At 68.6% G+C, this 12,845-nt stretch carries 10 protein-coding genes; 6 read left to right on the forward strand and 4 right to left on the reverse strand.

What is annotated here, in order from left to right; genetic code table 11:
* Positions 1 to 6 precede the first annotated feature (6 nt).
* From BYZ73_RS00275 to lpdA, 5 genes are all read left to right on the forward strand, one after another.
* Positions 7 to 3,270 (forward strand): YhdP family protein, encoded by a 3,264-nt coding sequence (locus BYZ73_RS00275; RefSeq protein ID WP_112314449.1) that lies wholly within the window; start codon positions 7 to 9, stop codon positions 3,268 to 3,270.
* On the forward strand, positions 3,267 to 4,376 hold the full coding sequence (gene queA / locus BYZ73_RS00280) for a tRNA preQ1(34) S-adenosylmethionine ribosyltransferase-isomerase QueA (protein WP_112314450.1): 1,110 nt from the start codon (positions 3,267 to 3,269) through the stop codon (positions 4,374 to 4,376). The genes BYZ73_RS00275 and queA overlap by 4 nt, the downstream gene beginning before the upstream one ends.
* Positions 4,377 to 4,412: 36 nt before the next feature.
* Positions 4,413 to 5,699, forward strand: a complete 1,287-nt coding sequence (locus BYZ73_RS00285) for an MFS transporter (protein WP_112314451.1) — start codon at positions 4,413 to 4,415, stop codon at positions 5,697 to 5,699.
* 85 nt (positions 5,700 to 5,784) lie between these two features.
* Positions 5,785 to 6,363, forward strand: a complete 579-nt coding sequence (locus BYZ73_RS00290; protein ID WP_108023299.1) for a DUF924 family protein — start codon at positions 5,785 to 5,787, stop codon at positions 6,361 to 6,363.
* Between the two features lie 119 nt (positions 6,364 to 6,482).
* Entirely contained in the window at positions 6,483 to 7,877 is a 1,395-nt protein-coding gene (gene lpdA / locus BYZ73_RS00295; RefSeq protein WP_112314452.1) for a dihydrolipoyl dehydrogenase, read from the forward strand.
* Positions 7,878 to 7,978: 101 nt separating this feature from the next.
* Here lpdA and BYZ73_RS00300 read toward each other — a convergent pair whose 3' ends face one another.
* Positions 7,979 to 8,353 carry a rhodanese-like domain-containing protein gene (locus tag BYZ73_RS00300; protein WP_108023303.1) on the reverse strand — a complete coding sequence of 125 codons (375 nt, stop codon included), beginning with the start codon at positions 8,351 to 8,353 and terminating at the stop codon, positions 7,979 to 7,981.
* A gap of 173 nt (positions 8,354 to 8,526) precedes the next feature.
* On the opposite strand from BYZ73_RS00300, the gene uvrA reads away from it, so the two are divergent.
* Positions 8,527 to 11,385, forward strand: a complete 2,859-nt coding sequence (gene uvrA / locus BYZ73_RS00305; RefSeq protein WP_112314453.1) for an excinuclease ABC subunit UvrA — start codon at positions 8,527 to 8,529, stop codon at positions 11,383 to 11,385.
* A gap of 55 nt (positions 11,386 to 11,440) precedes the next feature.
* Here uvrA and BYZ73_RS00310 read toward each other — a convergent pair whose 3' ends face one another.
* The 3 genes from BYZ73_RS00310 to BYZ73_RS00320 all read right to left on the reverse strand — a co-directional run bounded on the left by BYZ73_RS00310 (position 11,441) and on the right by BYZ73_RS00320 (position 12,791).
* Entirely contained in the window at positions 11,441 to 12,004 is a 564-nt protein-coding gene (locus BYZ73_RS00310) for a hypothetical protein (RefSeq protein WP_146746238.1), read from the reverse strand.
* Between the two features lie 109 nt (positions 12,005 to 12,113).
* Positions 12,114 to 12,446 (reverse strand): excinuclease ABC subunit A, encoded by a 333-nt coding sequence (locus BYZ73_RS00315; protein ID WP_245943011.1) that lies wholly within the window; start codon positions 12,444 to 12,446, stop codon positions 12,114 to 12,116.
* Between the two features lie 156 nt (positions 12,447 to 12,602).
* On the reverse strand, positions 12,603 to 12,791 hold the full coding sequence (locus tag BYZ73_RS00320; RefSeq protein ID WP_170120294.1) for a YgaP family membrane protein: 189 nt from the start codon (positions 12,789 to 12,791) through the stop codon (positions 12,603 to 12,605).
* Positions 12,792 to 12,845: the final 54 nt, after the last annotated feature.

A 12,845-nucleotide genomic window follows, 5' to 3' on the forward strand; every position in this document is an offset into this window, starting at 1 on the left:
GGAGGCATGAGCGACACAGACACCCCCTCGGATCCTTCCGGGCTGCATCCGCATCAGCGCTTCGGGCTCTGGGTGCTGATCGGCCTTGGCATGCTGGCGGGCGCGCTGGGGCTGCTGGCGCTGGTGCTGAGCGAACGCACGGTGACGCTGCCCGACTGGGCGACCGCGCGGATCGAGGCGCAGGTCAATGCCGGTCTGTCGCCGCTGGTGCTGCGGCTCGACCGGGTGGGCGTGAGCCTCTCGCGCAACGAGTCCCCGCAGGTGCATCTGGGCGGCGTGACGCTGACCGATGCCGCCGGGCGCCAGGTGCTGCGCCTGCCCCGGGCCGATGCGCGGCTCGACGGGCGCGCGCTGCTGCAGCGGCGGCTCGAGGTCTCAAATCTGGCACTGACGGGCGCCGATCTCACCCTGCGCCGCGGCGCCGACGGGGTCATAGACCTTGCGCTTGGCGGCACCGGGGCGCCGTTCAGCCTTGGCGGCAGCGTGGCCGAGGTGCTTGACGAGATCGACCGCGCCTTCGACACGCCCGCGCTCGCGCCATTGCGCGCGGTCAGCGTCGAGGGGCTGGCGCTGACCTATGTCGATGCCCGGGCGGGCCGCACCTGGCGGGTCGAGAACGGGCTGATGACGCTGGATCAGACCGCCGAGACGGTCGCGGTGCAGGCCTTCTTCTCGCTGCGGGGCTCGGCCCCTGTCGCCTCGGAATTCGCCTTCGGCTTCACCTCGTCGAAGGGCAGCCCGGCGGCGCGGTTCTCGGCCAGCTTCTCGGACGTGCCCTCGGCCGACATCGCCACCCAGTCGCCCGCGCTGGCGCCGCTCAGGCTGATCGAGGCACCGATCTCGGGGGCGATACGCAGCCAGATCGACGCCGCCGGGAAGATCGGCGATCTGAGCGCCTCGCTGGAAATCGGGCAGGGCGCGCTGACCCCGCCGGGCGGCGCGGTACCGATCCGGTTCGATTCGGCGCAAAGCTATTTCACCTACAACGCGCAAAGTGGCCGGATCGAGCTTGGGCGGCTGTCGCTCGACACCTCGGCCCTGCGGCTTTCGGGCGAAGGCCATGCCGATCTGGTCGCGCGCGAGGGCGGCTGGCCCGAGGCGGTGGTGGCGCAGGTCCGCTTCAGCGAGGTCGGGCTCGACCCCGATGGCGTGTTCGAGCGTCCGGCGGCGTTTACGGGCGGCGCGCTCGACATCAAGTTTCAGCTCGATCCGTTCGAGGCGCGGATCGGGCAGCTGGTGTTGATGGATGGCGATGCCGCCTATCGCGCCTCGGGGCGCGTGCGGGCGCTGCCCGAGGGCTGGGACGTGGCGATGAGCGCCGATCTCGACCGGGTCGACTACCGGCGCCTGCTGGCGCTCTGGCCGGTGACGGTGGCGAAGGGCGCGCGGCACTGGCTGGACCGCGCGCTGTCGGCGGGCGAGCTTTACGACGCCCATCTGGGTCTGCGGCGGCCGCCCGACGGAACGGTGCGGGCGGCGCTCGGGGCGCGCATCCGCGGCGCCGAGGTCAAATTCCTGCCCGAGATGCCGCCGCTGCAGGGCGGGCGCGGCTATCTGGCGATCGACGACCGGACGCTGACCGTGTCTGTCGAGGGCGGCACGGTCGAGGCACCCGAAGGCGGGACGGTGGACGTTGCGGGCTCGACCCTGCAGGTGCCCGACGTCACCGAAGATCCGGCCCGCGCCGTGTTCCGGCTGAAAACCGACGGCACGATCCCGGCGGCTTTGGCGCTGACCGACTTGCCGCCGGTGCGGCTGGGCGCCCGCGTCACCCTGCCCGAGGACCCGGCCGAGGGGCGCGCGCGCCTGTCGGCGGAGCTGCGGCTGCCGCTGATCCGCGACCTTCCGCTGACCGAGATCGGCTATCGGGTCGAGGGGGTTCTGAGCGACGTGGTCTCGGACACGCTGGTCCCGGGCCGACGTCTGGAGGCCGCGGCGCTCGAGTTTCGGGCCGATGAGGACGCGGTGTCGATCGCGGGCGAGGCGGCGCTTGACGGCGTGCCGCTGCGCGCGGCCTGGACCCGGCCGACCGGCGCCGGGGCCGCGTCGCAGGTCACCGGTTCGGTCGAGCTTTCGCAACGCGCCAACGCGGCCTTCGGCCTTGGCCTGCCCGATGACAGCCTGAGCGGCGCCGCGCGCGGGGCCTTCGCGCTGACGCTTGCCCCGGATGCGCCGCCCGCGCTGACTCTGACCTCGGATCTGGCGGGGCTGGGGCTGCGGCTCGACGCGCTTCGTTGGTCGAAGGCGCCGGACCGGACCGGGCGGCTGGAGCTTGCGGCGGTGCTTGGCGAGACGCCCTCTGTCGAGAGCCTGAGCTTCGAGGCGCCGGGCCTCTCTGCGGAGGGCGACATTACGCTCAAGCCCGGCGGCGGGCTCGACGTGGCGCGGTTCTCGCGGGTGCGGCTGGGCGGCTGGCTCGACGCTTCGGTGACGCTGACCGGCCAGGGCGCGGGCAAGGCCCCGGCGGTGGCGATCACCGGGGGTACCGCCGATCTGGCCGGGGCGCCGATCGGCGGCGGCGCGGGGGCGGGCTCGGGCGCGATCGCGGTGGCGCTCGACCGGGTGCGGGTCGGCGACGGGATCGAGCTGACCCGGGTGCGCGGCCAGGTGAACGGCGCCTCGGGCCAGGTGACCGGCCTCGTGGCAGGGGCGGCGCCCATCGAGGCCACGCTGGTTCCGGCGCGCGCGGGCATGGCGGTGCGGGTACGGGCCTCGGATGCGGGGGCGGTGCTCGGGGCGGCCGGGATCTACCGGCGCGCCAGCGGCGGCACGCTCGATCTGGTGCTGAATCCGGCCGGCAAGCCCGGCCATTACGATGGCACCGCCCATATCGAGAATCTCCGGGTCGGCGGCACGCCGGTGACGGTCGAGCTGCTCAGCGCGATTTCGGTGGTGGGGCTGCTGGAACTGCTCGACGGCGACGGGCTCGCTTTCACCAATGTCGAGGCGCAGTTCCGTCTGGTGCCGGGCGCGGTCGAGATCCGCGAGGGCAGCGCCGTCGGGCCGTCGCTGGGGGTGTCGCTGCAGGGGGTCTACCTGACGGGCTCGAAGCGGATGGATTTCCGCGGCGTGCTGTCGCCGGTCTACATGTTCAACGGCATCGGGTCGGTCCTGACCCGGAAGGGCGAGGGGCTTCTGGGGTTCAACTTCTCGCTGAAGGGCAATCCCGCCGATCCCGAGGTCGGGGTGAACCCGCTGTCGATCCTGACGCCCGGCATGTTCCGCGAGCTCTTCCGTCGCCCGGCGCCGACCCTTAAAGAGACGCCATGAAACTTTCCGATTTCGATTTCGACCTGCCCGAGGCGCTGATCGCCACGCGCCCGGCCCGGCCCCGCTCGTCGGCCCGGCTGCTGGTGGCCGAGGGCGACACGATCCGCGACCTGCAGGTGCGCGACCTCGTCGATCTGCTGGGGCCGGGCGACCGGCTGATCCTGAACGACACGCGGGTGATCCCGGCGCGGCTGTCGGGCCAGCGGCTGCGCCAGACGGGTCAGGGACCGGCCGAGGCCCGGGTCGAGGTCACGCTGATGGAACCGGCGGCGGGCGGGCAGTGGCGGGCGATGGCGCGGCCGCTGAAAAAGCTGAAACCGGGCGACCGGATCCGGTTCTCCGACGCGCTCTCGGCCGAGGTCGCGGCGCGCGGAGCCGAGGACGTGACGCTGGCCTTCGACTGTGCGGGGGCCGCCTTCGACGCGGCGCTGGCCGAGGCCGGCGCGATGCCGCTGCCGCCCTATATCGCCGCCCGCCGCCCAGCCGACGCGCAGGACCGCGAGGACTACCAAACGGTCTGGGCCGCGCGGCCCGGCGCGGTCGCGGCGCCCACGGCATCCCTGCATTTCGACGAGCCGCTGCTGGCGGCGCTGGCCGCCAGGGGCGTGGCCTTCAGCCATGTGACGCTGCATGTGGGGGCAGGGACCTTCCTGCCGGTCAAGGTCGACGACGTGTCCGACCACCGGATGCATGCCGAATGGGGCGAGGTGTCCGAGACCGCCGCGGCCGAGATCAACGCCACCCGTGCGGCGGGCGGGCGGATCGTTCCGGTCGGCACCACCGCGCTGCGGCTGATCGAGACCGCCGCCGACGAGACCGGCCGGATCGCGCCCTGGCGGGGCGAGACCGACATCTTCATCCGCCCGGGATACCGGTTCCGGATGACCGATGCGCTGATCACCAATTTCCACCTGCCGCGCTCGACGCTCCTGATGCTGGTTTCCGCGCTGATGGGGGTCGGATGTATCCGGAATATTTACCTTCATGCGGTTGAACATGGGTATCGTTTCTTCTCCTATGGCGACGCGTCGCTTCTGATTCCGCCGGGTCGGGACCGGCTGGACAGCGGTCGCCCGGGGCATCCCCCCTCCGCCCCGACCGCGTAAGACCGCAAGACTGCAAGATCTCGAAAGGACGTTTCCGTGTTGAAGGTGTTGGCCAGCTCCTGGGCCCTGCTGCTGGGCATTCTTTTGCTTATGGTGGGCAACGGCATCCAGGGCACGCTGCTGGGGATCCGCGGCGGGATCGAGGGCTTCTCGACCTACGAGATGTCCATCGTCATGTCGGCCTATTTCGTGGGCTTCCTCGGGGGCTCGCGGCTGGCGCCGGAAATGATCCGCCGGGTCGGGCATATCCGTGTCTTCGCGGCGCTCGGCTCGTTCATATCGGCCGTCCTGATCCTCTATCCGGCCTGGACCGATCCCGTCGCCTGGACCATCGGGCGCGTCCTGATCGGGTTCTGTTTCTCGGGCGTCTATGTCACCGCCGAAAGCTGGCTGAACAACTCCGCCTCGAACGAGACGCGGGGGCAGGCGCTGTCGCTTTACATGATCACCCAGATGGCGGGCATCGTCGCGGCGCAGGGGCTGTTGCTGACCGCCGATCCGGGCGGGTTCATCCTGTTCATCATCCCCTCGGTGCTGGTGTCGATCTCGTTCGCGCCGATCCTGCTGTCGGTCAGCCCGACGCCGCCCTTCGAAACCGCGAAACCCATGAAGCTGCGCGACCTGATCCGCACCTCGCCCACGGGGACGGTCGGGGTGTTCCTGATGGGGGGCGTGTTCTCGGCGCTGTTCGGGATGGCCTCGGTCTTCGGGTCCGAGGCCGGGCTGTCGGTGGCCGAGATCTCGGCCTTCGTCGCCGCGATCTATCTGGGCGGGCTGCTCTTTCAATACCCGATCGGCTGGCTCTCGGACCGGATCGACCGGCGCACCCTGATCCTTGCGGCCGCCGCCACCGGCGCCGCCGCCGCGGGTGCCGCGATGCTGGTCGGCGGCAGCTACAGCGCCCTGCTGGCCGCGGCCTTCGTGATCGGCGGCATGTCGAACCCGCTCTATTCGCTGCTGATCGCCTATACCAACGACTACCTTCAACCCGAGGACATGGCCGCGGCCTCGGGGGGCATGCTGTTTCTCAACGGCGTCGGAGCGATCGTCGGGCCGCTGGTGACCGGCTGGGCGATGGGCACCATCGGGCCTTTGGGCTTCTTCCTCTTCATCGCGGTGCTGATGGCCTCGCTGGCGGTCTTCACCGCCTTCCGGATGACCCAGCGCGCCCCGGTGCCGGTCGACGCCACCGGCAGCTACGCGCCGGTGCTGCCCTCGGCCACGCCGGTCGCGGTCGAAGTGGCCCAGGAAGTTGCCATCGAGGCCGCCCAGGAAGACCAGGGACCGACGCCGCCCTCCGGCCCGGCGCAATCGCCGGGCTGACCGGTTCGACGGCTTGAACCGCCCGGCCAAATCTGAAACGATCCGGGCCAGCACGAACAGGCACCCTACGCGCGAGGAGGATCAGATGCCGCGACGCGAACAGATCATCAGGTTCTGGATGGAAGAGGTCGGCCCCGAGGGCTGGTACAAGGCCGACCCCGAGGTCGATGCCGCCATCACCGAGCGTTTCAAGAGCGACTGGGAAGCGGCCCATTCCGGCGAGTTCCACGACTGGTCCACCAACCCCGTGGGCGCCTTCGCCTTCCTGATCCTGACCGATCAGTTCCCGCGCAACATGTTCCGCGGCGACTGGCGCTCCTTCGCGACCGACGTGCTGGCGCGCGCCGCCGCCAAGCAGGCGATCGAGCATAATTTCGACATGCGCTACCCCGAGCCCGAGCGGCAGTTCTTCTACATGCCGCTGATGCATTCGGAATGCCTGATGGACCAGGACCGCTGCGTCCGCCTGATGCTGACCCGCATGCCCGAGACCGGCGCCGACAACCTGCTTCATGCCAAGGCCCATCGCGAGCTGATCCGCCGCTTCGGCCGCTTCCCGTTCCGCAATGCCGCGCTGCATCGCGGCTCGTCCGAGGAAGAGGTCGCCTTCCTCGAGCGTGGCGGCTACGGCGCCTGTCTGGACGAGATGCGCGCCTCGGCCTGAGGCGGATCCACACAGAAAACGACGCTGCCGGCCCGCCTGCGGGCCCGGCTGCGATACGCGTCGGCTTGGGAAGGCCGCATGCGGGCAAGAGAAAACGGGAACCGGAACAGGGGGGCGCCATGGCTGCGCGTAACTTCGACATGATCGTCATCGGCGCGGGGCCGGGCGGGTATGTGGCCGCGATCCGCGGCGCCCAGCTGGGGCTCAGCGTCGCCGTCGTCGAACGCGAGCATCTGGGGGGCATCTGTCTCAACTGGGGTTGCATCCCCACCAAGGCGCTGTTGCGCTCGGCCGAGGTGTTCCACCTGATGCACCGCGCCAGGGAGTTCGGGCTGAAGGCCGAGGGCATCGGCTATGACCTGCCCGCCGTGATCAAGCGCTCGCGCGGGGTGGCCAAACAGCTGGCCTCGGGCGTCGGGCATTTGCTGAAGAAGAACAAGGTCACCGTGGTGATGGGCGAGGCCACGCTGCTCGCCAGGGGGCGCGTTTCGGTCAAGACCGACAACGGCACCGAAGAGCTGACCGCGAAGGCCATCGTTCTGGCCACCGGCGCCCGGGCGCGGAACCTGCCGGGGCTCGAGGCCGACGGCAAGCGGGTCTGGTCCTACAAGCACGCGCTGCAGCCGCCGCACGAGCCGAAGAAGCTGCTGGTCATCGGCTCGGGTGCCATCGGGATCGAGTTCGCCAGCTTCTTCAACACGCTCGGCGCCGAGACCACCGTGGTCGAGGTGATGGACCGAATCCTTCCGGTCGAGGATGCCGAGATCTCGGCTTTCGCGAAGAAACAGTTCGAAAAGCAGGGCATGACCATCCGCGAGAAGGCAACGGTCAAACAGCTGGATCGCGGCGCCGACACGGTCGTCGCCCATGTCGAACAGAACGGCAAGACCGAGAAGATCGAGGTCGATACCGTGATTTCCGCCGTCGGCATCGTCGGCAATGTCGAAGGGTTGGGGCTCGAGGATCTGGGCGTCAAGATCGACCGCACCCATGTCGTCACCGACGAGTATTGCCGGACCGGGGTCGAAGGGCTTTACGCCATCGGCGACGTGGCGGGCGCGCCCTGGCTCGCCCACAAGGCCAGCCATGAAGGCGTCATGGTGGCCGAGCTGATCGCGGGGCAAAAGCCCCATCCGATCAAGCCGGGCTCCATCGCGGGCTGTACCTATTGCCATCCGCAGGTCGCGAGCGTCGGGCTGACCGAGGCGAAGGCCAAGGAGAAGGGCCACGAGGTCAAGGTCGGCCGTTTCCCCTTCATCGGCAATGGCAAGGCGATTGCCCTTGGCGAGGCCGAGGGCATGGTCAAGACCGTCTTCGATGCGAAGACCGGCGAGCTTCTGGGCGCCCACATGATCGGCGCCGAGGTTACGGAACTGATCCAGGGCTATGTGATCGGCCGTCAGCTGGAGACCACCGAAGCCGACCTGATGGAAACCGTCTTCCCGCACCCGACGCTGAGCGAGATGATGCACGAATCCGTTCTGGACGCGTGGGATCGCGCGATCCACTTCTGAGCCTCGGACCGATCGGGTATCCCGAAGACGAACGAAAGGCCCGGGCGATATGTCCGGGCCTTGTTGCGCGTCGGGACGAGTCCGCCCTTCGGGACGGGCGGTTACTTCTCGACCGGCAGCTTTGCGTTCAGCCACTCGCGGAAGGCGCCCATGCAATAGACGTCGTCAAAGCCCATCTTTTTCATCATCCGGGCCGCCTCGATGGCCTTGTTGCCGGTCTCGCAATAGATCGCGAAGCTCTTGCTGGGATCCAGGGCGGGGTCGTGATGTGGGCTTGCGGCATTGGCCTTGTGACGGATCATGATCAGCGGGATGTGGATCGCACCCTTGGCCTTGCCGAAGCGGGCGACCTCGTGGGCCTCGCGCACGTCGATCAGGGTCAGTTCGCCCTTTTCGGCGTGGACGCTGGCATCCTTGGGGCGAATCTCTTCGATATATGGGTAGACTCGCGCGATGAGGTCGAACCACTTGAACATTGTGCGCTCCTGTCCTGGATTGGTCGCCCGAAATATATGATTCCCTGCCCGAATGTTAATCCGGCATCCCGACGCAGTCAGAGGCACGGAAATGTTCGCGGCCTGTTCTCATTTTCCGGTTGGAGATCGCCCTTGGGTCAACTATTTCTTCACCAGTATTTTCGGGGGCAGCGATGGCCGAGCTGAAGCAGATCGAAGTGCGCGGCGCGCGCGAGCACAATCTCAAGAACGTCGATGTCGACATTCCGCGCGACGCGCTGGTGGTGATCACCGGGCTGTCGGGCTCGGGCAAGTCGAGCCTGGCCTTCGACACCATCTATGCCGAGGGCCAGCGGCGCTATGTCGAGAGCCTGTCGGCTTATGCGCGGCAATTCCTCGACATGATGGAAAAGCCCGATGTCGATCATATCAGCGGGCTGAGCCCGGCGATTTCCATCGAACAGAAGACGACCTCGAAGAACCCGCGCTCGACCGTTGGCACGGTGACCGAGATCTACGACTATTTGCGGCTGCTCTTTGCCCGGGCGGGCACGCCCTACAGTCCCGCGACCGGCCTGCCGATCGAGGCCCAGCAGGTACAGGACATGGTCGACCGCGTCCTAGCGATGGAGCCCGGCACCCGCGCCCATCTGCTGGCCCCGATCATCCGCGACCGGAAGGGCGAATACCGCAAGGAATTCATCGAGCTGCGCAAGCAGGGCTTTCAGCGCGTCAAGGTCGACGGCCAGTTCTACGAGCTGGACGAGCCGCCGACTCTCGACAAGAAGTTTCGCCACGACATCGACGTGGTGGTCGACCGGATCGTGGTGAAGGAGGGCATCGGGACCCGGCTCGCCGACAGCTTCCGCACCGCGCTGGATCTGGCCGACGGGATCGCGGTGCTGGAAACCGCGCCCGCCGAGGGTGACCCCGAACGGATCGTCTTCTCCGAGAATTTCGCCTGTCCGGTCAGCGGCTTCACCATCCCCGAGATCGAGCCTCGGCTGTTTTCCTTCAACGCGCCCTTCGGCGCCTGCCCCGATTGCGACGGGCTGGGGGTGGAGCTTTTCTTCGATGAACGTCTCGTGGTGCCCGATGCCGCGCTGACCGTTTATGACGGCGCCATCGCGCCCTGGCGCAAGGGCAAGTCGCCCTATTTCCGCCAGACTATCGAGGCCATCGCCCGGCATTACGGGTTCCAGCGCGACACGCCGTGGAAGGACCTGCCCGCGAAGGTGCAGCAGGTCTTCCTGCGCGGCTCGGGCGAGGAGGAGATCCCGTTCCGCTATGACGAGGGCGGGCGGGTCTATCAGGTCACGCGCCCCTTCGAGGGGGTGATCCCCAACATGGAACGCCGCTACCGCGAGACCGACAGCGCCTGGGTCCGCGAGGAGTTCGAGAACTACCAGAACAACCGCCCCTGCCAGAGCTGCGGCGGCTACCGTCTGCGGCCCGAGGCGCTGGCGGTCAAGATCGCCGGGCTGCATGTGGGCCAGGTGGTCCAGATGTCGATCCGCGAGGCCCATGCCTGGGTGCAGACGGTGCCCGAGCACCTGACCAACCAGAAGAACGAGATCGCCCGCGCGATCCTCAAGGAAATCCGCGAGCGGCTGGGATTCCTGAACAATGTGGGGCTCGACTACCTGACGCTGGCGCGGAACTCGGGCACGCTGTCGGGCGGCGAAAGCCAGCGGATCCGGCTGGCCAGCCAGATCGGGTCGGGGCTGACGGGCGTGCTGTACGTGCTGGACGAACCCTCGATCGGGCTGCATCAGCGCGACAACGGGCGGCTTCTGACCACGCTGAAGAACCTGCGCGACCAGGGCAATTCGGTGCTGGTGGTCGAACATGACGAAGAGGCGATCCGCGAGGCCGATTACGTGCTGGATCTGGGGCCCGGCGCGGGGGTGCATGGCGGGCAGATCGTGTCGCGCGGCACGCCCGAGGAAATCGCGGCCGACCCGGCCTCGGTCACCGGGCAGTACCTGTCGGGCACGCGCGAGATTGCGGTGCCGGCCGAGAGGCGCCCGGGCAACGGCAAGGCGGTGACCGTGGTCAAGGCCACCGGCAACAACCTGCACGAGGTGACCGCGCGCTTTCCCCTGGGCAAGTTCGTCTGCGTCACCGGCGTGTCGGGCGGCGGCAAGTCGACCCTGACCATCGAGACCCTGTTCAAGACCGCCTCGATGCGTCTGAACGGCGCGCGCCAGACGCCCGCGCCCTGCGAGACGATCAAGGGGCTGGATCAGCTCGACAAGGTGATCGACATCGACCAGCGGCCCATCGGCCGCACGCCGCGGTCAAACCCCGCCACCTATACCGGCGCCTTCACGCCAATCCGCGACTGGTTCGCCGGGCTTCCCGAGGCCAAGGCGCGCGGCTATAAACCAGGGCGCTTCAGCTTCAACGTCAAGGGCGGGCGCTGCGAGGCCTGCCAGGGCGACGGCGTCATCAAGATCGAGATGCACTTTCTGCCCGATGTCTATGTGACTTGCGAAACGTGTCATGGGGCACGGTATAACCGCGAAACCCTTGAGATCCGGTTCAAGGGCAAAAGCATTGCCGATGTCCTCGACATGACGGTCGAGGATGCGCAGGACTTCTTCAAGGCGGTACCCTCGATCCGCGAGAAGATGGACGCGCTGATGCATGTGGGCCTGGGCTATATCAAGGTCGGCCAGCAGGCGACGACGCTGTCGGGCGGCGAGGCGCAGCGGGTGAAGCTGTCGAAGGAACTGTCGAAACGTGCGACGGGGCGCACGCTTTACATCCTCGACGAACCGACCACGGGGCTGCATTTCGAGGATGTGCGGAAATTGCTCGAGGTGCTGCACGAGCTGGTCGATCAGGGCAACACGGTCGTGGTGATCGAGCATAACCTCGACGTCATCAAGACCGCCGACTGGATCATCGACATCGGCCCCGAGGGCGGCGATGGCGGCGGCCGGATCGTGGCCGAGGGCACGCCCGAAGAGGTCGCGGCCTGCGAGGCCAGCCATACCGGGCGCTATCTCAAGGACATGCTGAAGCCGCGCCAGGTCGCGGCCGAATGACCGTTTGCCCCGCGCCTTACCCCGCGCGCCACCGGAATGGCGCGCGGGGCATGGGTCAGTTCGACATCGCGGCGATCATGCCGACGACGCCCAGCACCGCCAGCGTGTCGGGGTTCACCTTCAGCACGATCCCGTCATTGCGGGTATAGTAGCGCGCGTTCGGGTCGAGCCCGTGGCGTTCGGGATTCTGCATCGGCCGGAAGTCCTTCGGCACATGATGGCCGACCGCCACGCCCTGCGGCATCGGCGCCGGACGGATCTCGCCGCCGCGCGGCGCCTGTCCGGTGCCCCCGGCGCCCTGGGCCGGGCGCGGGCCGGGTTGGCCCATGGCGGGCGACCCGCCGGCCTGCATCTTGCCTTGCGGTCCCGGCTGGCCCTGCTGGGGCTTGGCGTTCGGTTTGCCCTTGCCGGGCGGCTGGCCGCCGGGACCCGGCTGTTGCTGTGCCCCGGCCTGCGGTTGGCCCTTGCCGGGCGGCTGCTCGCCGCGCGGTTGGGTCTGGGCGCACTGACCGTTCTTCATCGCTTGCCCGGGCGGGCAGCCCTGCGGCTGGGCCTGTGCCAGGCTCAGCCCGGCGGTCAGGGCGATCGTTGCCGCGAGCCCGGTCGTCAGAAATCGCATCTTGTCCTCCATGATCGGCGTTCCGGGGACAATACGGCGCCCGGGTCCGGCTCCGTCGGCGGGTCTTGGGCGATGCGCCGGTTTCGGCCGACGGGTCGGGCAGCAGGGGTCAGTTCACCAGCGCGTCGATGGCGCCGATCAGGTCCAGCACCTTGCGGGTCTCGGGATCGACGCGCACGACCCAGCCGTCGTCGCGCACGTAGTAGCTGCCGCGCGGGTCAAGCCGGTAGTGGCGCGGATCGGTGAGAGAGCGATAGCGGCCGTCGACCGGGTACCCCGCAACGATGCCATGGCCAAGCTCGGCGCCCTTGCGGGCCTGACCGGGGGGAACGCAGGCCGGGCTTTTCTTGGCGAGGCCCGGCGGGCAATGCCCGGGCGAGGCGGTGGCGAGGGCAGGGGTCAGGGCGAAGGCGGTCATGGCCGCCAGCAGGATCGGACGCATGCGGGGTCTCCGGTTATGTCTCGGAACAAAACGTCCGGGCGGTCAGACGGGTTCAAGCGGCGCCGAAAAACCCGGCCGCTTCGGCGCCGATCCGCCACCCGAGCGGCAAGGGGCAGGGCGCCCCGACGCCCTGCCGCTGTCGTCCTTGCGGGCCTGTCAGTCCTTCTTGCAGGTGTTCAGCCCGATCAGCGAATAAAGCGGGCAGGTCGACATCAGGCCGGTGGCCAGCGGCACGACGCCGATCAGCAGCCATTTGCTGTAGCCGATCAGCGCGGCGATCACCATCAGCGCGCCGATGACGATGCGCAGGGTGCGGTCGATGCCGCCGACATTCTTCGAAAGCAGGGATTGGGTGGTCATGGATGGGTCCTCCGATGGATGGGTCCGACTCGTCCGGCA

Origin of the sequence: Rhodovulum viride, from assembly GCF_003265965.1 — a bacterium.
In the GTDB taxonomy this organism is placed as follows: Bacteria; Pseudomonadota; Alphaproteobacteria; order Rhodobacterales; family Rhodobacteraceae; genus Rhodovulum; species Rhodovulum kholense.

Bases quoted from the DNA above. Each gene is read 5' to 3' on its own strand.
- BYZ73_RS00275 (WP_112314449.1), top strand. From the start codon at position 7: ATGAGCGACACAGACACCCCCTCGGATCCTTCCGGGCTGCATCCGCAT.
- queA (WP_112314450.1), top strand. From the start codon at position 3,267: ATGAAACTTTCCGATTTCGATTTCGACCTGCCCGAGGCGCTGATCGCC.
- BYZ73_RS00290 (WP_108023299.1), top strand. From the start codon at position 5,785: ATGCCGCGACGCGAACAGATCATCAGGTTCTGGATGGAAGAGGTCGGC.
- lpdA (WP_112314452.1), top strand. From the start codon at position 6,483: ATGGCTGCGCGTAACTTCGACATGATCGTCATCGGCGCGGGGCCGGGC.
- BYZ73_RS00300 (WP_108023303.1), bottom strand. From the start codon at position 8,353: ATGTTCAAGTGGTTCGACCTCATCGCGCGAGTCTACCCATATATCGAA.
- uvrA (WP_112314453.1), top strand. From the start codon at position 8,527: ATGGCCGAGCTGAAGCAGATCGAAGTGCGCGGCGCGCGCGAGCACAAT.
- BYZ73_RS00310 (WP_146746238.1), bottom strand. From the start codon at position 12,004: ATGCGATTTCTGACGACCGGGCTCGCGGCAACGATCGCCCTGACCGCC.
- BYZ73_RS00315 (WP_245943011.1), bottom strand. From the start codon at position 12,446: ATGCGTCCGATCCTGCTGGCGGCCATGACCGCCTTCGCCCTGACCCCT.